The following is a 24,338-nucleotide window of genomic DNA, read 5'->3' as shown; positions in this document are numbered from 1 at the left end:
AACGGTGAGACCTTCGGGGCTCGCGTCGCTCGGCTGGTCGTTGACCGACACGGATTGACGTTTCGTATGAGAATAGCTGGTAAGCCAGTCCCTTGCACGATCCATAGACGTGAATATCCGGGCGTTAGGATCTCGAATACGTCCAGCCTGAAGCTTGGCGAACCCGAGCAATGACACCACGGCGGTTCTATCTGCCTGAAGCTGTCCAAGACGCTCGATCATCGAGCGCAGTGCCTCAGTGATATTATGATTTCTGACGAAAGTGTCTCTAATATCGACTATTAACGCTGTTGGCCGGCCGGAAATCTGCAGCAATGCAAGCTCTCTGCGAAACTCTGACTCGAAATCGGAAACCGTAGCGACCGTCCATAGTCCCGTTTGCGTGACGGTCAGCAGCGGTATTTCCGGCTCAAGCTGGAAACTAAACATTCGTCACGCTCCCAGTGTAAGCGGGAGCACTCCAGTGTCTCTCAGCCAACACGGTGTCGTCGTTAGTCGCGTTGATGACGTAGCGTTATATGACTGGAATTAACATTTGGTGAAGCGCCCTATCGGTGCAGCTTAAACGGTGGCGTAAAGTGTCCATCGATTATGCATCGTTCCTCGGCAGCGGTACGCCCGCGATAGTCTCTATTGGCACCGGCTTGCAGTGACCGGACGGCTGACAGGCCCACGCCGAGCGATGCAACGTAACTTTCAAGGCGCATAATCCTGACCCGGTCCCTTGCTGACGACCGGCGGGTAGAGTCTGATCTATGTAGTCGGTCGAGACGGTCGCGTCTAAAAGTGCAACACTGCCGTTGTTCCAAAGGCCGTAGTAGGTCGCGGCGAGGTCCGCGAGCTGGGAAGTGGCGCCGTCACTGGCACCGACCAGCACGTCGGGGCTTGCGAACGCCACGACCTCCGCATCGTCAAGCCGCGGGTAATGGGCAGATCGTGAAAGGCTCATTTCAGGCGGCCTCCCGCCGATCTAGCCATGCCGGCACATCGGTCACTTCTATGCCCTGCGCAGCGTTAAACGTGTGCGCCTTGTCCCAGGCGACCCCGGTATCGCGCGCGAAGGCAAGTTGGTATTTCCGCATTCCGTCGTCCGAGTGTGCCGCGACTTCGGACCGCAGCTGATCCATGTCCCACAATACCCTCTCCACGTCGCGGCCAAGGTGATGCTCCACCATGTCGGCAAGCCGGGTGTAGGAGAACGTATCTCCCGCGACATACACCACCTCGTTCTCGGGGCGCGGTTCATGCGCGAGGATCGCGGCGGTCAGCCTTCCGATATCGTCGGAGGTGGTCACGGTCAGGCGGTTGTCCCAGCTGCCGAGCGCATGGACCTTGCCGTGTTCGAGATCGACCACGCCGAAGGCCGGTTCGAACAGGAAGCTGGTGAACATTCCCGTCGAGACGATGACCCATTGCGTAGCGGTTTGCCCGCGCAGCATGTTGCGCACGTCCGACTGCTCATCGAACACTTCCTGACCGCTGCCCCGGCCGACCACATCGTAATCGACGCCGAACTGCCACGGCACATAGCGTTTTACGCCAGCTTGCAGGACCGCCAAGGTGATCTTGCGCTGCGTGCCGGGACCACCCACGAAGCCGGTGCAGCAGATAACCGTGTCGAACCTGACAAAGATTTCGGCAAGGCCGTCCACCGTTTCCGTCGCAAGGTCGCCGTGAACGATCCGAAGTCCTGTGTCCTCCAACTGCCGGACAACCCGCTCTCCGGCTTCGTTGGCGGGTGGACGGAGAAGGACGCTGATCGATTGGGCGCTTTCCGGGTTCTGCTTCAACAAGCCGCTGATAACAGCGAGTCCCAGTTCTCCCGCGCCAATGACAAGGGTAGCGGCGGAAGGGGTTTTTGTTTCTGGCATCAGGCACTCCATATGATCCTGATGACAAATGAGTCGCAGGGTCGGGATGCTGAAGAAGGCACACGCGTGATACCGCCTGATAATTCAGACTTCGATGCGGTGATTGCCCGCTCGCAAGCGGCCTGCGATGCGGTGAGCGACGATGATGACGGGCTGAAACGGGAAGTGCTTGCCCATGCCGGCAACCGGTGGTCGCTTGGTATCGTCCATGCTCTCGGCGTGGCCGGTACGCTGCGGCATGCCGAACTAGCGCGACGGGTGGAAGGCGTCACGCAGCGTATGTTGACCCGAACCCTACGTCACCTGGAACGCGATGGCCTCATTGTCCGCCGGGACTACGCGGAGGTCCCGCCCCGGGTAGATTACACGCTCACAGCCTTAGGGCGGGGATTGCTCGTGGGAATGATGCCGCTTTGGACATGGATTATCGACAACGCCTCGTCGTTCAGGGCGGCACGCAAGCAGTTCGATCATGACACATCAGACACTATCGATACCGTGGAGGTTGGCGGCCTTCCCGATTAGGAACGGCGATCGAGATAGCGCGAGCGTTCTCAGAATCGATCGGATTTTGGGAATGGTTTTGTCTGGAGGAAAGCGGACCGGCGGCTATTGGGAAGGCAGATGGCGTTAGCGGACGTCGCCTGACGCTGCGGCCTTTCCCGAAAAGGATCGAGTTTCGGGAATGTCCAGGTTGGAGTGGTTAGATTAGACCGCCTTCGCCATGATGCAGCAGGCTGGGAATGACGACGTCCTCCTCGTCGTCAAGGTGACGTTCGATGAGTCCGCCGAGGTGATCGGCGTCCGTCAGGTGAGCATCCAGAGCGAACCGCATCGCATCGCCCCCGAGCGGCAGCGATCTCAGCAGCCGATCCATGCCCGCTCCCCACCGTACCAAGCTTTCGTGGATGACCTCGTGGTCACTCTCCAACAGGTCGAAGCCGCCTTGCATCTGGGTGTCGCGGCGCCGGAAGCGAGGAAACAGGACAGTATCCTCGACCTGGTGGTGGCCCTCGAGATGCTGGTAATGATGGATCGCGAGCGGACGGAATGCCCGGTAGAACACGCTCGCCTCTTCGGGATTGTCGCGGAACGCCGTCGCCAGTCTCAGAAGCTCGCCACCGCTGCCGCGCAGGTCGTCGTGCATGGCGAGCCAGCGCCGCGTCATCGGGCCGCGGCGCTCATGCGCGTCCCAGCCCACACGCGGATAGCGCGGCAGGAGGTGCGCCATGCCACCCGGCAGCGTCCTGCGGGCAGCCAGATCCGTGGATGTCATGCGATCAGGCAAGCTCGTACGCCTGCTCCAGCGCGTGCGCCATAGCCTCCCGCCGCTGCTCGTCGCCCTGAGCCACGCCCTCAGCCGTCACAAATTCCGGCTCGGTGCCGAGGAAGCGAAATACGGCTCGGAGCAACGTCTCGGCATGTTCGAACCCCACCATCGGGGTGTCGGGCCGATAGACGCCGCCGCGGGCGAGCGCGACGATCACGCGCTTGTCGGTGACGAGGCCGACCGGTCCCGTCTCGCCATAGGCAAAGGTCTTGCCCCGCACGCAGATGCGATCAATCCAGGTCTTGAGCTGGCTCGGGATCGAGAAGTTGTAGAAGCCCGCGCCGATCACGACGATGTCGGCGTCAAGAAATGCGCCCAGTTCGTCCGCCTGTTCGAGGCGGGTAAAGGCTTGGAAGTCGAGGTGCGGGACCGGCTGCGCGACAAGATCGCGATAGGTGACGTTGATGCCGGAATGGAGCGCGCGCAGCCTCTCGACAATGGCGGCCGAGATGGCACGGCTCGCAGAATTGTCGCCGAGGATGCTGGAGTCGAGGTGCAGGAGGTTCATAGATCGGTCCCGGTCAGGATTGATGACCTGCACCAGCTATGGCACTGAGAAAGAGGCCACAAGAACGCACACGAACAGGACCAGGTCACATGCATATGACCCACCCGCACGGCATCGGTCCCGACTGCCTGCGGATCAACAGTGTCGTGAGCACGATCGGCGACAAATGGTCGGTGATGATCGTCATGGTGCTGATCGTACGGTCTCACCGCTTCAACGAGATGAAACGGGCGATCGGCGGGATCAGCCAGCAGATGCTCGCGCGCACGCTCCGCGCATTGGAACGCGACGGCCTGATCGCGCGCACGGTGCACGCGACCGTACCGCCGCAGGTCGAATATGCGCTGACCGATCTTGGACGTTCGCTGGCCGAGCCAATCTTGGAGCTCGGCAATTGGGCGCAGATGCATATCGACGAGATAGAGAAAAATCGGGCGAGTTTTGACGGGCGACCTTTGTAGGGCTCTGAAACTGGAAAACACGGGACGACCGCGGCCGCACCAGATCAACCATGGTTGATCGGAAACACCAACGGCTTCCCAAAACCCCGACAGACGAGGTTTCGGGCAGGCCGGGACCACCTACGCAGTGTTGCTCATTTGCATCCGCGCCTGTCGAATATTGCGGGCGGGGGGCATCCCGAACATGCGGCCATACTCGCGCGTGAACTGCGGCACGCTCTCGTAGCCAACGCCGTAGGCGGCGTCGCTGATAGCCTCACCGAGCGCGAGCATCCGTCGCCGCGCCTCGATGAGCCGGAGTTGCTTTTGGAATTGCAGCGGCGACAGCGACGTGATGCTGCGGAAATGGACGTGGAAGGCGGACAGGCTCATACCGGCCGCTTCGGCCAGCGCGTCGACCTTCACGGCCTCGGCATAATGCGTGCGAAGCATGGTAACCGCACGCGCGACCCGCTGGGCGTGGCTATCAGTGACGCCAAGCGCCCGAATTGCACCGCCATGCCGCCCGCTGAGCAGCCAATAGTGCAACTCGCGGCTGAGCTGCGACCCCAGCACTGCCAGCGTGCCGGGGCGATCGAGCAGACGGAGCAGGCGAAACGCCGCGTCGGCGACCTCCGCCTCGGTCGGATCGACCCTGACCGGGCGATCCGCCTCGAACGGAACCGGGCCAATCTCGCCTACCAGACCGCTGATGATGGCGGGATCGAGTTCGAGAACGAGCGAATAATAAGGCACGGTGCGATTGGCGGTCGTGATCTGGCTGACCGTGGGCACGTCGGTGGTGATGATGAGGGAGTCGCCCGCGCCGAAGTCGAAGGTCTGGTTACCCATCGTCACGCGCTTACGGCCTTGCAGCACCAGTGCCACCAGCGGTCGGGACACCGCATATTGCAGCATCGTCGGTGCCGTCTCGCGGAGGATCACTAACCCATCGACAGGGGTAGTCGCAACCCCGCTCCGGTCGGCATGAGCGTCGGCATAGCGTCGGGCATAGTCGAGAAGCTGTTCGGTCATCGATTCCTCAATACGGATGGCACGACTATGCGGCAACGCATGTGGACGATCAGGCAAGTTTTCCAGATGATCGCGCAACACGGCTCGGGCGGATCGATGCATAGGACCGGCAACACCAACCGGAGGCATCCATGACCACCATCTCTCTTGTGACCGGGGGCAGCCGTGGCCTCGGCCGCAACACCGCGATCAGCATCGCTCGCCATGGCGGCGACGTGATCCTCACCTATCATAGCGGCAAGGATAATGCCGATGCCGTCGTCGCCGAGATCGAGGCGCTGGGCCGTAAGGCCGTGGCATTGCAACTCGACACCGGCAACGTCTCGACCTTCCCCGCCTTCATAGACACGCTCCGTGGCACCCTGACCGAGACCTTTGGCCGTGACACGATCGACCATCTGGTCAACAACGCCGGCCATGGTGAGATGGCGGACTTCGCCACTACGACGGAGGAGCAGTTCGACATGCTGTTCGCCGTTCACGTCAAGGGCGTGTTCTTCCTGACCCAGGCGCTGCTGCCGGTGTTGGCCGATGGCGGGCGGATCATCAACTTCTCGTCGGGCCTAACTCGCGTATCGTTCCCCGGCTTCTCGGCCTACTCGGCAGCCAAGGGTGCGGTGGAAGTCCTGACCATCTATATGGCCAAGGAGTTGGGCGCTCGCGGCATCACCGCCAACACAGTCGCCCCCGGCGCGATCGAGACCGACTTCCTGGGCGGCGCGGTGCGTGACATCCCCGACTACAACACGGCGTTCGCCGGCATGACCGCGCTCGGTCGTGTCGGCCTGCCCGACGATATCGGCCCGATGGTCGCAAGCCTGCTCGGTCCCGACAATCGCTGGGTCAACGGTCAGCGCATCGAGGTGTCGGGCGGCCAGACCATCTGACGCCCACCGGCGGGTGCCGTCGTGCGGCACCCGCCCTCCATGTCGGGAGGCAACACCATGCCGAAGCTCATTATCCACTCGCCGGCCGGCACCTTCGATGTGGCCGATCGGCAGCGCGTTGCGGGCGCCCTGACGACGCTGGGCCTCGATTGCGAGGCGCTGCCGTCCTCGCCGATGGTGCGCAGTACCGTGTGGACCTAGTTCGCTGACTATGCGGCCGATGCCGTCTTCATGGGCGACGAACCCGCCCGGTTGCCGGTCGTTACGCTCCAGATATATGTCCTAGCCGGCGGCTTGGACGATGCCGCCAAGCGTAAGCTCATCGAAGCCGCGACCATAATTCTCGACCGACGCCCGGACGGAACGTCGGTCGCGCCGGTGTACGTCGTCATCCACGAAGTTAAGGAAGAAAATTGGGGCTTCTTCGGTAAGCAGGCCGATCTCGCCGCTTTGCGCGCGAGCGCACCCGATGCACCGTCCAATCTGACGTTCGTGCTTTCCCGATAACGAACGGCCAGCGAGACGGCGCAGGCGTTCTCGGAATCGATGCTATTTTGGGAAATGGCTTCGGAAGCACCGCGCGCCACTGCATAATGCATCAGGAACGATAATTACTTGATCGCCGGCACCGCAGCGATCACCACCTTGCCCGCAGCGTCCTTTAAACGGGTCGCGGGTGGTGTGCTGGGATTTGAAGGATATGTACGCCCATTGAAGCTAAGGCGCGCCTCGTAACCGGAAGTGATGCCTCCACCGGCAACCAGCACGCTAATGTCGTGCCACCCATGCGTAACCTTGGGCAACACGCGGACAGGGGGACGGCTAATCGAAATGCTTGCCACTTGCCGATAACCAGTCGTGCTCAACGACAAAACATACAGGGCGCATCCGCCGCTACCGCATAAATCGACTTGCCCGCCAGTTGTTGCCATTGCATAGATCAACGCCTCGGGGCGATCGTCCCCGTTCAGATCTGACAGCGCAACGCTGTAGCGCGACAGCCGATGTTCTAGCACGAACCTCGCGACATCAGGAGGGGCGGTTGCGCTTGCCGTCGGTGCCGTCATCTCCGCAACGCCGCGCAATTTGGCACTCAGCCAAATACTAACCGGTTTGAAGCTGTCTTCGAGTTGTCGGTTCAGCGCATGCGCAGCAGGGGTCCAGCATTGGTACGAACGTGCAGCGCGGTAGACCTTCCCCCCCATTTTCAACGTCAGTGATGGCACACGACCATTACCGACTATCAGATGGTTTTGTTGTGGGTCCCCGTCACATTCGCCGTCAACCAAACCCCGTGTCAGCGCGCTACTATAGGCTGGCTGAATTTTGCGCAATTCGTCTCGGCTGAGCATGCCGTGCTGCGATATGCGTGCATTGGGCTTGGTCGGCGGATACGTATTGGGAAAGGCTGTGACCGTGTACTCGCCAGTCCGCATGTTTAGCACGAGAGATTGGGACGCACCCCATTCCGACACCGCGAGATCCGTGGTGATTACGCCGTCCGTTGCAGCCCTCGCCGGTGTGCTCGCTGCGACGACTGCGAGCAGCACGGCAGATGAGCAAGACAGGTTCCTGTCCCACATAACTATCACCTCGTTCTGCGTCGTGGCATCATGCGATCAAAGGACTCGCGGTCAGGGCTGACGCGATCAATCATACCCGCAAAGATAACAACTATCGCGCAAAACATTACACCAGTGGATGCGTTCACCGACTATCGACATGAAAGCTTTGGCTGCAACCGGCTACGGCCCCCCACAGAATCTTCGAATCATCGACCTGCCGGTGCCAATGGCGGGTCCCGGGCAAATCCAGGTCCGCATCAAGGCGACGACGATCAATCCTACCGACCTGCGGGTCATCACCGGCGAGTATAAGGATATGCTTCCGGTCGAGTTTCCCTACATACAGTCCCCTCGGCCGCGGCTTCCTGACCGGCCAGTCCAAGTCGCCCGACGATCTGGACCAGAGCGACAGTCGTCGCAACCATCCCCGCTTCCAGGGCGACGCATTCCAGAAGAACCTCGACCTCGTCGCCGCGATCGCCGCGATGGCGAGCGACAAGGGCTGCGCTCCAGCCCAGCTGGCGCTCGCCTGGGTGCTGGCGCAAGGTAAGGACATCGTGCCGATCCCCGGAACCAAGCGTCGCAAATATCTCGAAGACAATCTCGGTGCGCTCGATGTGGCGTTGTCCGATGCCGACCTTGCACGCATCGACGAAGTGCTGCCACCGGGCGCCGCGCAGGGGACCCGCTATCCCCAGACCTCCATGGCGAGCATCGACCAGTGAGCGCGCCCTCTTTCGCCGCGATCGCGCCGGGCAGGCTCGCTGTCGTCACGGGCGCCGCCGGCGGCATCGGGCTCGCCGCGTCGCGCGCGTTCGCCAATGCGGGCATGAAGGTTATCCTCGTTGATCGCCCCGGCGCCGTACTTCAAGACGCCGCGAATACAATTGACGGCGCCACTGCGCTGGCGGCCGACGTTTCGGATCGGGCCACAATGACCAAATTGGCGCGCACGGTAGCGGAGCATCATGGCCCTGTGTCGGTACTGATGAATAACGCCGGCGTTGGCTCGGGCGGTGACGTGTTTGCCGATCCGACGGCGTGGGACCTGGTGATCGGGGTCAACCTGCTTGGCGTGTTGCACGGCATACAGGCGTTCGTTCCCGCGATGATCGAGCGCGACGCGCGTGCGGTCGTCATCAACACCGGCTCCAAGCAAGGGATCACCCAGCCGCCGGGCAACACTGCCTACAATGTCAGCAAGGCCGGCGTGAAGGCGCTGACCGAGGGGCTGGCGCACAGCCTGTGCGAGCGCACGGGCGACCGAGTCAGCGCACATCTACTCGTCCCCGGTTTCACCTGGACCGGCATGACTGCGCGTGGCGCCACCCAACATTCCGCCCCAAAACCCGACGCAGCATGGACGCCGGAGCAGGTCGTGGCGCTGCTGTTCGAGCGGGTCGCGGCAGGTAATTTCTACATCCTGTGCCCGGACAATGAGACCACGCCCGAACAGGATGCGAAGCGTATCGCTTGGGCGGCCGGCGACCTGATCGAGAACCGTCCGGCGTTGTCGCGGTGGCATCCCGACGGGAAGAATGCATTTGCGCGGTTCATGCAAGACTGATCGCCTTTACTGACCGGCCGTCGCTTTCCTGAACCGGTCGGAATTTGCTAGCCGACGAACGCATACTGCAATTCACGCGGAACCCCCTGCCCGTTTCTCAAACCCGATCGCCAAAACAGCTCCCCTATCGAAAGGCCGACGATGCTTCGTCCCACTCTGATCGGTTTCGCCCTGGTATCGCTCGCGGGGTGCGGCTCGTCCGCCACGACCCCGACGCCCGAAGCGCAGCCGGCTGCCCCGCCGGTAAATTATGGCGCGTCGACGCCGGCCAAGGTCAAGCCGTTTAAGGCGACACCGGTCGCGACCTTCGACACCCCCTGGGCGCTCGCGTTCCTACCTGACCGCACGATGCTCGTCACCGAGAAGCCCGGTCACCTTTGGCTGGTTTAACCAGCCCGCCCGGGTGAGCAGATCGATGGCATCGTTGACGCGCCGTGATGATGTGGCATCCAGCTGCTCGCGATCGTCACCGATCAGTGCGCGCATCTGCTGGGGGACGAAAACCATGTCGATGAACCGACCCGCAATGTCCGATGCTCGCTCGATCCGGTCCGGCGTAGCGTCTGCCCCGGCGATCGCCTGAGCGACGCACGCGATGCCGCCATCGCGGCCGATCCGGTCCACCAACCGGGCAAGATCGGGCATCCGGTGCGCGGTGGTGACGACGACACGCATCAGGGCGACCGCCTCTGGCGTCAACGCATGCTCGAGCAGGCTATGGCCCACCGCGCGCAGCCGATCCTGGACGGACAGATGCCACGGCACCACGCCTGACGGCACCAGCGTGTGATCCACCATCCGCCGCACCACGGCCGCGAAGAGCTCCTCCTTGTTGGCATAGCGGGCGTAGAGGCTCGCCTTCCCCGCCCCCGCCAGCACCACGACCTGATCGCAGCTCGTTGCGTCGAATCCCAGCCGGAGGAAAAGGTCCGTGGCGGCGTCGAGGATCCGGCGATCAACATCGCCGGCCTGGTCGGCGGATGGTCGACCACCGCGTCGCCGCTTTGCTGGATCACGCTTCATGTCGGTACGCATTTGCATCACGCAACCACATAGGGCATTGGCCCGTCAAATAGAACTGAACGGTGTAGTTCAGTTATCTGTATGAAGGTTGGTCATGGCTGCAACGACACAAGGTAGTGCTGTAAACGACGGCACGCAGCGGACGATCGCGTTGGCGGGTGCCACGGGCGATCTTGGCGGACGCGTGCTGTTGGCGCTGGTCCGGCGTGGTGTGACGGTGCGTGCGCTAGTCCGTAGCGGCACCCCGGCCGCGGCGCAGGATGCCGTGCGCGCCCGGGGCGGCACGCCGGTCGCGGTCGATTTCTCCGATAACGCTGCGCTTGCGGCTGCGCTTGGTGGTGCAGAATGCGTCGTCTCGGTCCTGAACGGACTGGAGCCGGTTATTCTCGATCTCCAGGGCGGCCTCCTCGATGCGGCGGTAGCGGCGGGCGTACCCCGTTTCATCCCGTCCGACTTCTCGCTCGATTTCACGAAGACCCGCCCCGGCGAAAATCGCAACATGGACCTTCGGCGCCGCTTCATGGCGCGCGTCGATGCGGCGCCGATCCGCGCGACCTCGATCCTCAACGGTGCCTTCGCCGACCTGTTGACCGGCGAAGCGCCGATCGTGCTGCCGCGCTTCCGTCGCATCCTTTACTGGGGTGACGCGGATCAGCCGCTGGACTTCACGACCAAGGACGATGTCGCGGACTATGCTGCCGACGTGGCGCTCGATACCGATGCGCCTCAATTCCTGCGGATCGCCGGCGACGTCGTGTCCCCACGCGACCTGGCGATCCTGATGACGCGGCTGGAAGGTCGCCGATGGAAGCCGTTCCGTGCGGGTGGGCTCGGGCGTCTCTCGGCGCTAATCCGCATGGCGCGCGCGCTGTCGCCGGCCACCGATGAGCCGTTCCCGGCCTGGCAGGGCATGCAATATGTTCGCGACATGTCGAGCGGGCGGGGCAAGCTCTCTCCCCTCGACAACAATCGCTACGGCAAGACCGACTGGACGCGAGCCGAAGCCGTCCTCGCCCCGACACTCTGATCGCATCTCCGGAGTCCTACGATGAGCGACGCCATTCAACCGTTCCCAATCCACGTCCCTCAAGCCGTGCTCGACGATCTGGCCGATCGTCTCGCCCGCACCCGCTGGCCGGATGCCGGCACAGTGCAGGACGGTTCGCAGGGGCCACAATCGGACCGCATCCGCACGCTGACGGAACGATGGCAGGGTGGTTACGACTGGCGTGAGACTGAAGCGCTCCTCAACGGCTGGGGCAGCAGCCGCACTGTGATCGACGGGCTCGGCATCCACTTCCTCCATGTCCCCTCCCCCGAACCGGACGCGACACCGCTGCTCCTGACGCACGGCTGGCCGGGATCGGTGCTGGAGTTCCGCGACGTGATCGGCCCGCTCAGCGATCCGCGCGCTCATGGCGGCGACGCGTCGGACGCCTTCCACCTCGTCATTCCCGCGCTGCCTGGCTTTGGCTTCTCCGACAAGCCGACCGAGCCCGGTTGGGGCGTCGGCCGTACCGCGTCGGCGTGGGGTGAACTAATGCAGCGGCTCGGCTATGGCGATCGCTGGATGGCGCAAGGCGGGGACTGGGGTGCTGCGGTCACGACGGCGCTATCGCATATGCGTGTGCCGGGTCTCGTCGGTATCCACCTCAATATGGTGATGTTTCAGCCGACACCCGAGGAACAGGCGAATGCTACGCCGGCCGAGCAGCAGATGCTGGACGATGCCGCACGCTATGACCGTGACTATTCGGGGTACATGAAGCTACAGTGCACACGCCCGAAGTCGCTTGCCTTCGCGATCGCGGACTCGCCTGTCGGACTGGCAGGCTGGATATATGCGCTGTTCCAGGATGTGTCGGACAGCGGCGGGCAACCCGAACGCGTCATTCCGCTCGACCATCTGATCGACGACATCATGCTGTACTGGCTGCCGAACGCCGGGCCCAGTTCGGCACGCTTCTACTGGGAGGCGGCGCAGGAGATGGCGAAAGGGATGCCGAGAGCGCCAGTGCCGCTACCGGCCGGTGTCAGCATGTTCCCCGGCGAGCAGGTACGGCTGTCCCGCCGTTGGGCGGAGGCGCGCTTTGCCGATCTGCGCTATTTCGGAGAGGCCGCGAGCGGCGGGCATTTCGCGGCAATGGAGAACGCCGAAACGTTCGTGGAGCATGTCCGCGCGACGTTCCGGGTCACATAGCGCCCGATGATGCGTGGCCCTTTGTGGCAGCATACCAGCGCACGCGAGAGGTCACGCCGTTCGGCAATTGCCGAAGTAAGACCTCGGACTGGGTTGGAAGAAGTCTAGCAGTTCACGACCGCGAGGACCCAACTGCCGACGCTCGTGACGGCTTCTAGGCTTCCCACATTAGGACATTCGTTCACCTCGTCATACCTGCGCCGGCTGGCTCGCAAAGCGAGTGCGGGTACACGTCCGTACTCCACGAGGCGCTAGCCTTGACGTGGTGATGGACGAGAATGTGGCGGCACTGCGCACGGCCGAGGGCTGGGGGACGACCGTGATGGAAGGCAACGCGACGCGCAACGCCGCCCTGGAAGCCGCCCGTCTGGCGAGTACGCGTGCACTTATCGTCTCCGCCGGACGCGACGACACGTCGATCGTGATCGTCCTGACGGCGCGGCGGATCGCGCCCGAGCTGCCGATCAGCGTCGTGATCCGGTCCGAGGACAATGAAGCGATCGCGTATCAGGCGGGCGCGACCGTCGTCATCAATCCTGCCAGTTTCGCCGGCCTGCTGCTCGCTGGTTCCACTCACGGTCCGCATATCGCGAGCTACATGACCGACCTCGCGGCCACTGGCGGCCGGGTCGCGCTGCACGAGCGCACCGTGACCGCTGACGAGGTCGGCAAGCCGCTTGCCGGAATCACGACGGGGCTAGCCACCGCATCTATCGCGGGGAACGGGATTTCGGCTTCTGGGAACCTGAAGCGCGCCGCCTGCAGGCGGGCGATCTGATCGTCGAAGTTGTCCCTCGCCACTGATACGCCGAAACCCCGGATCAGTGCCGCTGTCGCTTCGTCTTGCTCGGTAACGCTGCACAATGCAGGACTACCGGCATGAATGGCGAATATCTGGCAGGCCGAGGTGTCTACATCCTGGGTCAGATTACGAAGCGGATCTGGTTTCGGGCGTCGCTGTTCAGCGTTGCGGCGATCCTGACGGCACTCGTCGCCGGCTGGGTGGCACCGTTCATTCCCTACGAACTAAGCCTGACGGTCGGCGGCAAAGCCGTCGACAATATTCTGACGATCCTGGCATCGAGCATGCTGGCCGTCACGACCTTTGCGCTGTCCGCCTCGGTGAGCGCTTATGGATCTGCGGCAAGCACCGTGACGCCGCGCGCGACCCAGTTGCTGGTCGACGATCGCTTCACGCAGAACGCCTTGTCGACGTTCGTCGGCACGTTCCTGTTCAGCATCGTCGGCATCATCGCCCTCACGACCGGGCTGTACGGTGCGGAAGGACGCGTCGTCCTGTTCTTCGCTACGATCGTGATTGTCGCGGTCATCGCCATCACGCTGCTGCGCTGGATCCAGCACCTCTCGAGCTTCGGACGGGTTCGGGATACGATCGAACGGGTCGAAACGGTTGCCCGGCGCGCGATGCAGGCCTGGGCCGAGGCGCCGCATCTCGGTGCCCAACCCCCGGTCGCCATCCCTACTGGATTATTGTCGGTATACCCGGCGGACACCGGCTATGTCGCGCACATCGACGTGGCCGGACTGGCGCGTATCGCAGACCGATATGGACTGACTGTCCATGTCGCCGAACTTCCGGGCGCCTTCGTTTATCCGGAACGGCCGGTGGCGCACGTCTCGGGGACGGTCGACGACAAGACGCGCATGGCGATCGAAAAGACCTTCTCGATCCTGCCCGATAGGGGGTTCGAACAGGATCCCCGCTTCGGCCTGATCGTCCTGTCCGAAATCGCTTCGCGGGCATTGTCCCCTGCGGTCAATGATCCGGGAACCGCTATCCGCGTGCTGGGTGCCGGACACCGAACGTTGGCGGACTTCGTGGATACCGAGCGGGGCGCAAAGGCGGGCGTTCATCTTCGCGTGCACGCGCCCGCTCTTACGGTCGATGATATGTTCGACGACTTCTTCCGCCCGATCGCCCGTGACGGGGCGTCCGTTGTCGAGGTGCAGTTGCGTCTTCGTGCGACGCTCAGCAGCCTGGCTGCACACGCGCCTTACGTTTTTGGCAAGATAGCTCGCGATCATGCAGACGCCGCGACATTGCGCGCCGACGATGCCCTCTCGTTCGAAGGCGATCGTGCGGCATTGCGCATGAGCGGCTTTTAGTCGGGCTTCGCCCACCTATCGGGTTATTCGGACACAGGTACGATGCGATAGCATGCGCGGGTGTTCGTGGGTTCCTGCGGACAGGTTTTGCGCTGGTCGGGCCGCCAGCGGAAAAATCTGTGTCCGGAGAATTTGATCATGAGCCGAACGCGCTCTGCAATGCCCAGTTCAATTCGCCGCTTCCTCGAAAGCCAGTCCTCGGCGGGACTGGTGCTTATGGGGGCCGCGGCTCTGGCCCTCATAATCGCCAACTCTCCCCTGGGGTCGAACTACGAAACCATTCTTCACGTGTATGTCGGGCCGCTGTCGGTCGGGCACTGGATCAACGACGCGCTGATGGCTGTGTTCTTCCTGCTCGTCGGCCTGGAAATCAAGCGCGAGATGCTGGATGGTCAGCTTTCGACCTGGCCGCGCCGTGTTCTGCCGGGGATCGCCGCGGCTGGCGGCATGATGGTCCCCGCCTTGGTGTATCTCGCGCTAAACCGCGGTCCGACGGCGGCGGGTTGGGCCATTCCAGCTGCCACGGACATCGCGTTCGCACTTGGCGTGATCGCACTTCTAGGCAACCGGGTTCCCGCGTCGCTCCGGGTATTTCTGGCGGCACTCGCGATCATCGACGACCTTGGCGCCGTCATAATCATCGCCGTGTTTTATACGGCAAAACTGTCGCTACCGGACCTGGCCGGGGCTGCGGTAGCGATCGCCGTCCTGATAAGCTTCAATCGCTTCGGCGTACGCCGCCTGACGCCATATCTGCTGGTGGGCGCGGTGCTTTGGGTCCTTGTGTTCCGTTCGGGCATTCATGTGACCCTCGCAGGCGTGGTGCTCGCGTTGACGATACCCATGCAGTGCACCCCCGGTCGCCCGGACGGGGATTCCGATAGTCCGCTGCACAGGCTCGAGCATGCGCTGCACCTGCCAGTCGGTTTCATGGTCGTGCCAATATTCGGGCTGGCCAACGCCGGCGTTGCGGTGCTTGCTCTGCCCGCCAAAGCCCTGGTCGCACCCGTCACGCTCGGCGTCGCGCTGGGATTGCTGATGGGGAAAGTCACAGGCGTCTTCGGCTTTGCCATGCTGGCTGTTCGTCTCGACCTGGCCGATATGCCGGCGCACGCAGGCAAGCGGCAGCTGCTCGCGGTCGCACTGCTCTGCGGGATCGGCTTCACGATGAGCATCTTCATCACCTTGCTGGCGTTCCCGGGCAGCCAGATCCTGCAGTCGGAAGCGAAGCTTGGCGTGCTGACCGGCTCGTTCGTCTCGGGCCTTCTGGGCTACGCACTGCTGCGCAGCGTCGGTCCCGCGCGGCCGAAGGCCGATCCGGCGGTCTAGAACGGGAAGACAATGCGGATCGCGGCCACTGCAACGGCGCAGGTGATGATGTTGAGCGGCAGGCCGACGCGGACGAAATCCATATAGCGGTAGCCTGCCATCTGGTAGACGATGACGTTGGTCTGATAGCCGAACGGTGTCGCAAAGGCCGCGCTCGCCGCCATCATCACCGCGACCAGAAACGGACGCGGGCTGACCGACAGGCTGTCCGCCAGCGCCACCGCGATCGGCGTCACCAACACCGCGACGGTGGCGTTCGACAGCAGTTCGGTGAGCACCATGGTGACGACGTAGAGTACGACCAGCGCGATTAGCGGGTCCAGACCATGGACGCTCGCGATCAGCGTCTCGGAAATGCCGGCGGCCAGGCCGCTTTCCTCCATCGCGGTGCCGATCACGACCATACCGGCGATAAGCACCAATATCTCGGGCTTCAGGCCGTGATACGCCTCGTCCGCGCTGATGACGCGCAACAGGATGAGAAGCACCGCACCCGCGAACGCCGTGGCGGCAATCGGCGCGATCCCTGCCGCGGCGAGCGCGATCGCGACGCCGAAGACGGCCAGCGCCGCGATCGCCTTGCGCGGCTGGAGCGGGCGATGCTCCGCGAACACGCCCGCATCGCCGACCGACGCACTGGCAATGCGGGTCGTGTCGACCGCAGCAGGTCCGCCCTCCGGCACCTCGTCCGCGTGGCGCCCCCCGAGCAGGCGATTGCTGAAGAGGAAAAGATAGAGCCCGCCGACGATCGCCATCGGCAGGCCGACCGGCGTCACTTCGAAGATGCCGAAGCGTGGCTGCCCGGCGACGCTCGCCATGTCGTCGACCAGCAGGTTGGTCGAGGTGCCGATCAGCGTGCAGCAGCCGGTCAGGATGGTGACGTAGGAGAGCGGGATAAGGTAGCGCTTCGGGCTCTGGCCAAGCGCCATCGCAACGTCGCGCACCACAGGCGCGCCGAGAACGACGATCGGCGTCGAGTTCAGGAAGCAGGACACACTGCCGATCATCGACAGGAGCAGCCAGATGCCCGCGGTGCCGAGCCTGCGGCACATCGCAACGGCGCGCTCGATCGCGCGGTCGAGCAGGCCGGACAGCTCGAGCGCGTAGGCGATGACGAAGAGCGAGGCGAGCGCGACGATTGCCGGGCTGGCGAAAGCACCCTGCATCGCGACCGGGCGGACGACGCCCGCCATCAGCAGCACCGCGGCGCCGGCGAGCGCGACGACGTCGGCGCGCACCTTGTCCCAGACAAGGGCTGCGACGACCGCAACGAGGACGGCAAGCGTCAGGATCTGGTCGAACGGCATGGCAGCGAATGCGTCGGACGGGGCGCGCGCTGTGTCAACGTCCGGGTCTGCGCTTTCGGTGTGGAGCGGCGAGCGATTATCGCTATCGTGCCGTCATGCGCGAACCCAGCCCCCGATCCAGTCGTCTCGCCTTGGGTGGTGGCTTGGCCGCAGCGATTGCAGTGGGCACGGCGGGGTTCCTGCTCGGCCGGGAAAGCGTGCCACTGTCGGTACCGGTCGCCGCCGTAGCCCCCAAGACGATCACGCCTGCCCCGTCGCCACAACCCACCGAAGCCGCAGCGACGGTGCTCGGCCGCGCCGACCTGCTGGCGTTGGCAAATGCCGCCGCCGACGCGTTCGCATCCGGCAAGGCGGTGCCCGGTGACGTCGGTTCGGCGGCGGGGCGGCAGTTCGACCTCGTGCTGCCGTTCGGCTGCGCTGGTCCGAACGATCCCGCCGCGACCGCGATGGGGTGGCAATATGACGCCGGCACGGGCACGCTGCGCGTCTCGGTGACGCCGGTCACTTGGAGCGGTGCGGACTGGCACGTCCGCCAGGGGGACGAAGCGGCGACCGCGACCGGTTTCTGGATCAATCGCCCCTGGTCGAGCAACGAGCGCTGCCCTGAGCGTGTCGGCGAAGCCGCGCCCACCGGCACTGAGCCGGTAACGCTGCCCGGCCAGGCGTTGGCGATCGCAACGTTCGGCGCGAATGGTGCGCTTGGCCATGAGGGACGCGCCTTCGAAACGGTGCAACGGGTGCCCGAGTTCGATGGATCGCTGGGCTTCCGCCTGCGTATTACCGGCCGGCTGAACCGCGCGGTATCCGGCGGGCCCGTGCGCTGCGTACAACCCGCTAGCGTAGAACAGCGACCGATCTGCGTGATTGCTGCGACTATGGACGAGGTTCGGATAGAGAACCCCGCGACCCGGGTGACGTTAGCGACCTGGACGGTCGGCCGCCCCAGTTGATGTGGCCGGCGACGCTATCCAGCTCAACCTAACGATACGTGCAATCGCGCTACCAAGGCCGGCGGCGATAGGGGAAGCTTCAATAGCAAAGACCCAAACCCGGTCGCTCTCGACCTGATTGGTTCCAAAAAACGACGTCCGTTCATCTTCCTCCTTCACGCGTTATCGGAGCGAGAACAGCGAAAAGGCGCGGCCTTCGGTATGATGGCCTTTGCGCCGCGAAGTGCCGTATAACAAATCGATGCAGTCTAATTGCCAATCAGATCATTGATCGGAAAAGGGGCCGCGACCTGAATATAATCGCAAACGAGATCGCGGACGCTATGGGGTCAATCGGTGTATTTCACCCTCCTGCAGTATCGAACCGGCTTCGGCTGGCATACCAACCATGCGGAAGTGGTTTCCGACCGGATCGGTTGAAGCGTTAGAAGAAGCATACGTCGTTGCGTCCTGCCCTAGCAAAGAACGGAGATTGCGATGATCGGCGCAGAACGAGTGCTTTCACAGGCCCCTCACCGTACCATGGGCAGGCCGGCAGCGCGCTGACGCCACCGGCCTGTCGATAGTTACTGCGGATCGCGGCTCATGCTGCCGAACCCATTGCCCGAAGCCGAGCCCGAGACGCTACCGGCAAGCGACCCTGTTGCATCGTTGCGAGCATTCGAAGCCGCATCGTGTGCGCTGCCGACCGCTTCACCCGCCCGGCCGCGGGCGGCGCCCACGGCGCTGCCTGCCACCTCCCGCGCCGTGCCAGCCGCAGCCGACGCGCGATCGCGTGCCTGCCTGACCGCACGCGTCGCTGTATCGCGCGCACCACCGAGCGACGAGCGAACCTGATCGGTCCCGACGAGTTGCGCGTCGGCCTTCGCGCTGCGATCGACGCTGGCGCTGCCCGAGTTGCCCAGGTTTCCCGCCAGCGCGCCGCCATTCGCGTCATTCGCCCCGATCGCCGCGCCGGTGCTGCGCGTCACCATGCCGGCTAGACCGGCATCTGCTGCCACCTTGCCCGATTTCGAATTGACCGACTTGTCGCCCCTGACGCTGCCCGAGCCATCGATGCTGTTGGTGACGCCGCCTGTGACCGAGCCGAGCGTGCCGCTCGCCGTGCCCGAGCCGCCGAGCGTGTTGGTTACCGCCCCCCCGAGGCTGCCGGTCGCACCGCTCAGAACACCACCTGTACCACCACCGAGCAGCTGCGCGCTCGCCGGCATCGCCGCGCCCAGCAGCAGCGTGGCAATACCGATCCGCATGACCTGGTTCATCGTCTTTCTCCTTCTATCGCGACCAGCATTGTCCAGCTGGTCTCAGGAGAGCAACGACACCGCCCATCCGATTCATCCCCAGCAGATCGAATTATTTCAGCCCCATCGCGCTCGGCTCAGTGCGGCAGCTGCCACAGACGATCCCGTGCCCCAGCTTTCCGCTGCCCGGCTGCGCCTCGCTCGTCAGCGCCGCCACGCTCCCGCGCGCGGCCAACCGCGCAGTGACGAGCGGCGCAGCGAATGACGTGCCGCGCAACGCTTCCCAGCCGCCGCCGGGCAACGCGCCGACCATCTCCGCGCCGGGCGCGGCGAAATCAAGATGAGTGGGCCGTCCCGCCTCGATCAACGCGCGTCCTTTGCGGTCAACCCCCGTGACCGAGACGACGCCCGAATAGGACGCCGGAAACTGCGGAGGTGCCGCCGGGCCATCGTTGCCGACTGCCGCGACTACCGACACTCCCTTCGCAGTCAGCGCCTTCACCGCCGCCGCTAGCAACGGATTGGGTGGCCCCACGAGGCTGACGTTGATCACCTTTGCACCCCGCGCCGCCAGCCACCCCATGGCGCGCACGATCGCCGTAGCCGAGCCGTTCGCAGCCGAACCGCCGTAGACGTCGGCCACCAGCAGCGAGGCCCCCGTCGCTGCCCCGCGAAATGCCCCTGCCGAGCCGACCAGCAGCGACGCGACCGCCGTGCCATGCCCGGTCGGCTTCGGTGCGCCGCCGAACCCACGCTGCTCGATCTTCGCACCGGCAAACGCCGGGTGACTGCCGACGCCGCCATCGATCAGCCCGATAACGGCTCCGCCGGTGCCGCCCGCGGCGAGCCGTCCGTCGATGGGCGCCAGCGCGGCTCCGGCGGGCTGATAGACATGATCGAGCGCATACGCCCCCTCGCGATCCGCCGCCTGCAGCCGGGCGAGCGCCTTGCGTGCGCGTTCCTGTGTCGGCACCGCGAACAGCGTGATCTCCAACCCCAGCTCCTCGATCCGCTCGCCGCCGATGACACGGAACCCCGCCTGCTGCGCCGCCGCCAGCGAGGCCGATGACAGGCCGATCCCCAGCAGCGCGCTGCGCCGCACCGGCTCGCCCTCGTCGTCGACGTCAAGCGTGTCGCGGTTCTGCCGCACCAGTTGCCGCAGCCGGTCGCGGCGCTGCACCAAGAGGCTCGATGGGGAGGCGTTGCTCACGGTCGATTGAATTCGGGCGAGCGGCGCCTGCACGATCGTTATCGGGTCGCCCTGTGCACGGCCCGGCAGCGGCCCGGTCACGCTGCCCAGCGGCTGCCCCAGCGCGCGCTCCACCCCGCCACCGAGCAATTGTGCCGAGAGCGGCGTCGCAACGCCGGTCGACAGTACCGCCGACGCCAGAAAGGATGTGAACACCAATCTATGCATGCGCTTTCCTTTTCATCGCTATGATTGGATGAAACGAGCCGCAGGCGTCGTTTCATCCGCATGGGCAAGGGACGAGCCATTGGACGCATTCGAACGCGAGCTCGCAAGCGTGATGCCGCGCCTTCGTCGCTTCGCGCACGGCCTGTCGCGCGATGCCACCGATGCTGACGATCTGGTGCAGGCCGCCGCCGAGCGCATGCTGCGATCGCGGACGCAACTGCAACCCGGTACCAGCCTCGTCGCCTGGGCCTATCGCATCACGCGCAACCTGTGGATCGACACCGCGCGGGCACGACAGCGCCAGACTAAAATACTGGCGCCGGAGGAACAAGGGCTCGGCGTCGGCATGGCCGGCGCGGCGGAGGCCATGGTGGAACTGACCTATCTGATGCGCGCCATGGGCCGCCTGCCCGACGAACAGCGCGAAGCGGTGGCGCTCGTGATGCTCGAGGGGCTGGGTTATGCCGAGGCGGCGGCGGTGCTGGGCATACCCGCGGGCACGCTGACCAGCCGGTTGGTGCGCGGGCGCCAGGCGCTGCTCACCATGCTGGAGGATTGAACGATGGCCGATACTGACGAGGCGCGGATCATCGCCTGGCTCGACGGCGAGCTCACGTCCGCCGAGGCCGATGCGGTAGCGGCAGACGTCGCCGCCTGCGCCGATCTTGCGACGCTCGCGGAGCGCCACCGCCGCCTGCGCGCCCGGTTCGCCGCGGCGTTCGATCCGCTCGCCCTGGCGCCTACCCCGCAGGTGATCTCGCTGGCCGACGAACGGGCTGGGCGGGCAACGAAGCCGCAGCCTCGCCGATGGTGGATTCCCACCGGCGCGATCGCCGCGGGCTTGGCGATCGTCGTGGCGTTGTCGCAGTTTGCAGCGGGCAAGAGCGGTCGCCAGGACGATACGCTGGCGCCGCAGGTCGCACAGGCGCTCGACAGCCAGCTCTCGGGTGATACCGGCGCAGTGCGGGTCGCGCTCTCGTTCCGGGATCAAAGCGGCGCATATTGTCGAGTCTTCGCGGGTGAGGCGCAATCCGGCATCGCCTGCCGTGCGAAAGCCGGCTGGCGTCTCCGCGAGACTGCGCCAGCCATCGGCAACTCCACCGACTATCGCATGGCCAGCAGCGCGCACGACACGATGGCCGCGGTGGAGACGATGATCGCCGGCGATCCGCTCGACCGGGCGGGAGAAAAGCGCGCGCGGGCCAGCGACTGGCGCTAGGCGAACGCGGATGACTATTAGCGAATAGATGCACCGACGCGAAATCACGATAGGACAACGGGCTCGGACGCTATCGTATATCCGGCCCACAGTATCGGTCTTCACGCGTTATCGTTGCAGGATCGAATAGCGCATCAACCAGCGGTGTGCGATTTACCCCCTCCAAGGTCGACAAGACCCAAGAGACGACTTTCGCGGCCGTTTAGACATTTCCGAAGAACGGACATCCGTTCACTTTTATAGCTCGCAGGCGTCACCACTCGGATCAGCGTTTGCAATCCCGTCACCCGGAAACGGCGTACGACGTCGCTTGCCGGCTCGGCACTCAGGCCAGCAAGCGAGCAACGTCAGTCGATCAAGCGTCAGCGATCGCCGAGAAGTCCATCGCGGCGAGGTCCGTGAGCAGATCAGGCCCCGTCGGCTCCCATCCAAGGCGCGCGCGCGTCCAGCCATTCGATGCGATCATGTCGAGTGCCGCGAACGGTGCCATCCAGCCGAAATAGCGCTGGACCTCGTCGGCTGCGACCGACCGGACGGGTAGCCCGGTTCCCTTCCCGATCGCCTCGGCGATGGCGCGTGCCGTGACGCCCTCCTCAACCGACGCATTGTAACGAGCGCCGGGCTCGCCTTTTTCCAGTGCGAGGACGTAAAGCTTTGCCACGTCGCTGACGTGTGCTGCGGACCAGCGTGTCTGTCCCTCGCCGAGATACGCCGCCGCTCCCGCCCGACGCGCCTCGGTTACCAGCGGGGTGATCAGCCCAGCCTTGGTGGTATCGTGCACCTGCGGCAGTCGGATGGTGCGCACGTCGATGCGGCGCGCAATCAGCGCCGCGCCAGCCAGCTCGGTCGCGATCCGCGGATTGGCGTGGCGCGGGTTGAGCACGTCCTCCGTCGCCGGGCCGCCGTCGAGCGGCGTGCCGATGCCGACGCCCGACGTGATGAGGATCGGCTTATGCGTCCCCGCCAGCGCCTCACCCATCGCGGCGATGTTACGTTCGTCCTTCTTGGTGTTCTCAAAGAAGGACGCGAAATTGTGGTCGAACGCGCAGTGGATCACCGCGTCGGCCGCCGCAGCGCCTCTCGCGAGCGTCTCGGGCTGTTCCAGGTCGCCGCAATGGACTTCGACGCCTGCCGCTTTGAGGCGCCGGGCACCGGTGTCGGAACGGGTGAGGCCAAGCACTTGATGACCGCGATTGCGTAGCTCTTGAATGACGTGCGAGCCGATGAAGCCGGTTGCGCCGGTTAGAAACACACGCATGGGGAATCTCCTTGTTGCCAAGGAAACGTATCAAGATCCGTACGACCGTGTTAAAGTGGTGATCTTATCGTGGTATAAAGTGTAACAGGATTAATTATCGCCAGCGAGGCGCCAAACCCGCTCGGAACCTATCTGCGGGACCGTCGAACCCGGCTCGACCCGGTGGCATTCGGGTTCGGTAGCGGGCGGCGGCGTACCCCGGGGCTGCGCCGCGAAGAGGTGGCAAGCCGAGCCAACATAAGCCCGACATGGTACACGTGGCTGGAACAAGGTCGTGGTGGCGCGCCATCAGCCGACGTGCTCGACCGCATCGCCAAGGGCTTGATGCTTACTGAGCCGGAACGCGAGCATATTTACATGCTTGGCCTCGGCCGTCTGCCCGAGGCGCGCTACCAACCGGTCGACGGCATCAGCCCCCGGCTTCAGCGCGTGCTCGATGGAATGGCGCTGAGCCCTGCGATCATCAAGACCGCGATGTGGGACGTCGTGGGCTGGAACCGGGCAGCCGCGCTGTTGCTGACCGACTATGCCAAGCTGCCGCGTGAAGGTCGGAACATCCTGCGCCTGATGTTCGGCAGTGACCATGTCCGCGCCCGGAACGAGGATTGGGACGGCATCGCCCGCTACGTCGTCGGTGCGTTCCGCGCCGACGTTGTGCGGGCGGGCGCGAACAACAGCACGGCAACGGCTGACCTGGTCGCCGAACTGTCCCGGATCAGCCCCGAGTTCGAAGCACTGTGGCGAGACAACGATGTGGTCGCTCACACCGAGGGGGTGAAGCGCATCCATCACCCCGATGCCGGACTGCTCGCCATGGAGTTTTCCTCGTTCGCCGTCGAAGGGCGGCCCGAACTTGGAATGATCATCTACAACCCCGCATCGTCGGCGGATGCAGAGCGACTGCGCGCCCTGTTAGACGCTCGCAGTGACTGATGAAGATCGACCGGACTTGGCTCTGTCGAATCGACCCACAACCCGTCGTTCGCGGGGCCATCGCAGTCTCCCAACTTCCGCCACTTGTTCATCTCGTTAGACGGCAGCTTTCCGCGACGGGATCAGCTGTC

General features: G+C 64.3%; 27 protein-coding genes and 1 pseudogene. 17 read left to right on the top strand and 11 right to left on the bottom strand.

Going from position 1 to position 24,338, the window contains the following annotated elements; all coding sequences use genetic code 11:
- A partial coding sequence (locus tag U1707_RS18345) for a hypothetical protein (protein ID WP_332801499.1) occupies nucleotides 1-429 on the bottom strand: 429 nt, incomplete at its 3' end.
- A 521-nt stretch (nucleotides 430-950) separates the two neighbouring features.
- Entirely contained in the window at nucleotides 951-1,871 is a 921-nt protein-coding gene (locus U1707_RS18340) for an aromatic alcohol reductase (protein ID WP_332801498.1), read from the bottom strand.
- Nucleotides 1,872-1,883: 12 nt separating this feature from the next.
- On the opposite strand from U1707_RS18340, the gene U1707_RS18335 reads away from it, so the two are divergent.
- Complete coding sequence (locus U1707_RS18335) at nucleotides 1,884-2,396, top strand: winged helix-turn-helix transcriptional regulator (protein ID WP_332801497.1); 513 nt, start codon at nucleotides 1,884-1,886, stop codon at nucleotides 2,394-2,396.
- A gap of 178 nt (nucleotides 2,397-2,574) precedes the next feature.
- Here the strand turns inward: U1707_RS18335 and U1707_RS18330 are convergent, their stop codons facing one another.
- Both U1707_RS18330 and U1707_RS18325 read right to left on the bottom strand, forming a co-directional pair.
- Nucleotides 2,575-3,159 (bottom strand): hemerythrin domain-containing protein, encoded by a 585-nt coding sequence (locus tag U1707_RS18330; RefSeq protein WP_332801496.1) that lies wholly within the window; start codon nucleotides 3,157-3,159, stop codon nucleotides 2,575-2,577.
- The gene (locus U1707_RS18325) at nucleotides 3,152-3,709 is read right to left on the bottom strand and encodes an FMN-dependent NADH-azoreductase (protein ID WP_332801495.1); all 558 of its coding nucleotides are present in this window, start codon (nucleotides 3,707-3,709) and stop codon (nucleotides 3,152-3,154) included. Before U1707_RS18325 ends, U1707_RS18330 begins: the two co-directional genes overlap by 8 nt.
- A gap of 89 nt (nucleotides 3,710-3,798) precedes the next feature.
- Between U1707_RS18325 and U1707_RS18320 the strand changes: the two genes are divergently transcribed.
- Nucleotides 3,799-4,170, top strand: coding sequence for a winged helix-turn-helix transcriptional regulator (locus U1707_RS18320; protein ID WP_332801494.1), 372 nt, complete (start codon nucleotides 3,799-3,801; stop codon nucleotides 4,168-4,170).
- Nucleotides 4,171-4,290: 120 nt separating this feature from the next.
- Here the strand turns inward: U1707_RS18320 and U1707_RS18315 are convergent, their stop codons facing one another.
- Entirely contained in the window at nucleotides 4,291-5,184 is an 894-nt protein-coding gene (locus tag U1707_RS18315) for an AraC family transcriptional regulator (RefSeq protein ID WP_332801493.1), read from the bottom strand.
- A 131-nt stretch (nucleotides 5,185-5,315) separates the two neighbouring features.
- Between U1707_RS18315 and U1707_RS18310 the strand changes: the two genes are divergently transcribed.
- Genes U1707_RS18310 through U1707_RS18300 form a run of 3 tightly spaced genes read left to right on the top strand, consistent with a single transcriptional unit; the run spans nucleotide 5,316 to nucleotide 6,578 of the window.
- Entirely contained in the window at nucleotides 5,316-6,071 is a 756-nt protein-coding gene (locus tag U1707_RS18310; RefSeq protein ID WP_332801492.1) for an SDR family oxidoreductase, read from the top strand.
- Nucleotides 6,072-6,128: 57 nt separating this feature from the next.
- Nucleotides 6,129-6,272 carry a hypothetical protein gene (locus U1707_RS18305; RefSeq protein ID WP_332801491.1) on the top strand — a complete coding sequence of 48 codons (144 nt, stop codon included), beginning with the start codon at nucleotides 6,129-6,131 and terminating at the stop codon, nucleotides 6,270-6,272.
- 30 nt (nucleotides 6,273-6,302) lie between these two features.
- Nucleotides 6,303-6,578, top strand: a complete 276-nt coding sequence (locus U1707_RS18300; protein WP_332801490.1) for a tautomerase family protein — start codon at nucleotides 6,303-6,305, stop codon at nucleotides 6,576-6,578.
- 104 nt (nucleotides 6,579-6,682) lie between these two features.
- Here U1707_RS18300 and U1707_RS18295 read toward each other — a convergent pair whose 3' ends face one another.
- Nucleotides 6,683-7,654, bottom strand: a complete 972-nt coding sequence (locus U1707_RS18295) for a COG3650 family protein (protein ID WP_332801489.1) — start codon at nucleotides 7,652-7,654, stop codon at nucleotides 6,683-6,685.
- Nucleotides 7,655-7,806: 152 nt separating this feature from the next.
- On the opposite strand from U1707_RS18295, the gene U1707_RS18290 reads away from it, so the two are divergent.
- From U1707_RS18290 to U1707_RS18280, 3 genes are all read left to right on the top strand, one after another.
- Entirely contained in the window at nucleotides 7,807-8,361 is a 555-nt protein-coding gene (locus tag U1707_RS18290) for an aldo/keto reductase (RefSeq protein WP_332801502.1), read from the top strand.
- Nucleotides 8,358-9,203 (top strand): SDR family NAD(P)-dependent oxidoreductase, encoded by an 846-nt coding sequence (locus U1707_RS18285; protein ID WP_332801488.1) that lies wholly within the window; start codon nucleotides 8,358-8,360, stop codon nucleotides 9,201-9,203. The genes U1707_RS18290 and U1707_RS18285 overlap by 4 nt, the downstream gene beginning before the upstream one ends.
- A 141-nt stretch (nucleotides 9,204-9,344) precedes the next feature.
- Entirely contained in the window at nucleotides 9,345-9,593 is a 249-nt protein-coding gene (locus tag U1707_RS18280; RefSeq protein WP_332801487.1) for a PQQ-dependent sugar dehydrogenase, read from the top strand.
- Here U1707_RS18280 and U1707_RS18275 read toward each other — a convergent pair.
- Nucleotides 9,537-10,226, bottom strand: coding sequence for a TetR/AcrR family transcriptional regulator (locus U1707_RS18275; protein ID WP_332801486.1), 690 nt, complete (start codon nucleotides 10,224-10,226; stop codon nucleotides 9,537-9,539). The two genes, U1707_RS18280 and U1707_RS18275, sit on opposite strands and share 57 nt — an antisense overlap.
- Before the next feature lie 94 nt (nucleotides 10,227-10,320).
- On the opposite strand from U1707_RS18275, the gene U1707_RS18270 reads away from it, so the two are divergent.
- From U1707_RS18270 to nhaA, 5 genes and pseudogenes are all read left to right on the top strand, one after another.
- Entirely contained in the window at nucleotides 10,321-11,253 is a 933-nt protein-coding gene (locus U1707_RS18270; RefSeq protein ID WP_332801485.1) for an NmrA family NAD(P)-binding protein, read from the top strand.
- Nucleotides 11,254-11,274: 21 nt separating this feature from the next.
- Nucleotides 11,275-12,426 (top strand): epoxide hydrolase family protein, encoded by a 1,152-nt coding sequence (locus U1707_RS18265; protein WP_332801484.1) that lies wholly within the window; start codon nucleotides 11,275-11,277, stop codon nucleotides 12,424-12,426.
- Nucleotides 12,427-12,688: 262 nt separating this feature from the next.
- Nucleotides 12,689-13,230, top strand: a pseudogene (locus U1707_RS18260) (potassium channel family protein); the annotation flags it as partial.
- 75 nt (nucleotides 13,231-13,305) lie between these two features.
- On the top strand, nucleotides 13,306-14,553 hold the full coding sequence (locus U1707_RS18255) for a DUF2254 domain-containing protein (RefSeq protein ID WP_332801483.1): 1,248 nt from the start codon (nucleotides 13,306-13,308) through the stop codon (nucleotides 14,551-14,553).
- Between the two features lie 138 nt (nucleotides 14,554-14,691).
- Nucleotides 14,692-15,882 (top strand): Na+/H+ antiporter NhaA, encoded by a 1,191-nt coding sequence (gene nhaA / locus U1707_RS18250; RefSeq protein ID WP_443025732.1) that lies wholly within the window; start codon nucleotides 14,692-14,694, stop codon nucleotides 15,880-15,882.
- Here nhaA and U1707_RS18245 read toward each other — a convergent pair.
- Entirely contained in the window at nucleotides 15,879-17,189 is a 1,311-nt protein-coding gene (locus tag U1707_RS18245) for an SLC13 family permease (protein WP_332801482.1), read from the bottom strand. The genes nhaA and U1707_RS18245 overlap by 4 nt on opposite strands.
- Nucleotides 17,190-17,332: 143 nt before the next feature.
- On the opposite strand from U1707_RS18245, the gene U1707_RS18240 reads away from it, so the two are divergent.
- Nucleotides 17,333-18,139 carry a hypothetical protein gene (locus U1707_RS18240; protein ID WP_332801481.1) on the top strand — a complete coding sequence of 269 codons (807 nt, stop codon included), beginning with the start codon at nucleotides 17,333-17,335 and terminating at the stop codon, nucleotides 18,137-18,139.
- Nucleotides 18,140-18,705: 566 nt separating this feature from the next.
- On the opposite strand, the gene U1707_RS18235 is transcribed toward U1707_RS18240, so the two are convergent.
- Both U1707_RS18235 and U1707_RS18230 read right to left on the bottom strand, forming a co-directional pair.
- Nucleotides 18,706-19,401 carry a hypothetical protein gene (locus tag U1707_RS18235; protein WP_332801480.1) on the bottom strand — a complete coding sequence of 232 codons (696 nt, stop codon included), beginning with the start codon at nucleotides 19,399-19,401 and terminating at the stop codon, nucleotides 18,706-18,708.
- 91 nt (nucleotides 19,402-19,492) lie between these two features.
- Nucleotides 19,493-20,797 (bottom strand): S8 family serine peptidase, encoded by a 1,305-nt coding sequence (locus U1707_RS18230; protein WP_332801479.1) that lies wholly within the window; start codon nucleotides 20,795-20,797, stop codon nucleotides 19,493-19,495.
- A gap of 28 nt (nucleotides 20,798-20,825) precedes the next feature.
- Here U1707_RS18230 and U1707_RS18225 point away from each other — a divergent pair, with 28 nt between their 5' ends.
- Entirely contained in the window at nucleotides 20,826-21,356 is a 531-nt protein-coding gene (locus U1707_RS18225; protein ID WP_332801478.1) for an RNA polymerase sigma factor, read from the top strand.
- A 3-nt stretch (nucleotides 21,357-21,359) separates the two neighbouring features.
- The gene (locus tag U1707_RS18220) at nucleotides 21,360-22,016 is read left to right on the top strand and encodes a hypothetical protein (RefSeq protein ID WP_332801477.1); all 657 of its coding nucleotides are present in this window, start codon (nucleotides 21,360-21,362) and stop codon (nucleotides 22,014-22,016) included.
- 355 nt (nucleotides 22,017-22,371) lie between these two features.
- On the opposite strand, the gene U1707_RS18215 is transcribed toward U1707_RS18220, so the two are convergent.
- On the bottom strand, nucleotides 22,372-23,274 hold the full coding sequence (locus U1707_RS18215) for an SDR family oxidoreductase (RefSeq protein WP_332801476.1): 903 nt from the start codon (nucleotides 23,272-23,274) through the stop codon (nucleotides 22,372-22,374).
- 96 nt (nucleotides 23,275-23,370) lie between these two features.
- On the opposite strand from U1707_RS18215, the gene U1707_RS18210 reads away from it, so the two are divergent.
- Nucleotides 23,371-24,207: a helix-turn-helix transcriptional regulator gene (locus tag U1707_RS18210; RefSeq protein WP_332801500.1), complete on the top strand. Its 837-nt coding sequence runs from the start codon at nucleotides 23,371-23,373 to the stop codon at nucleotides 24,205-24,207.
- The last annotated feature ends 131 nt before the right edge of the window (nucleotides 24,208-24,338 follow it).

The organism is Sphingomonas sandaracina (genome assembly GCF_036663695.1).
Lineage (GTDB): Bacteria > Pseudomonadota > Alphaproteobacteria > Sphingomonadales > Sphingomonadaceae > Sphingomonas.
This window is presented reverse-complemented; position numbering and strand designations above follow the sequence as displayed.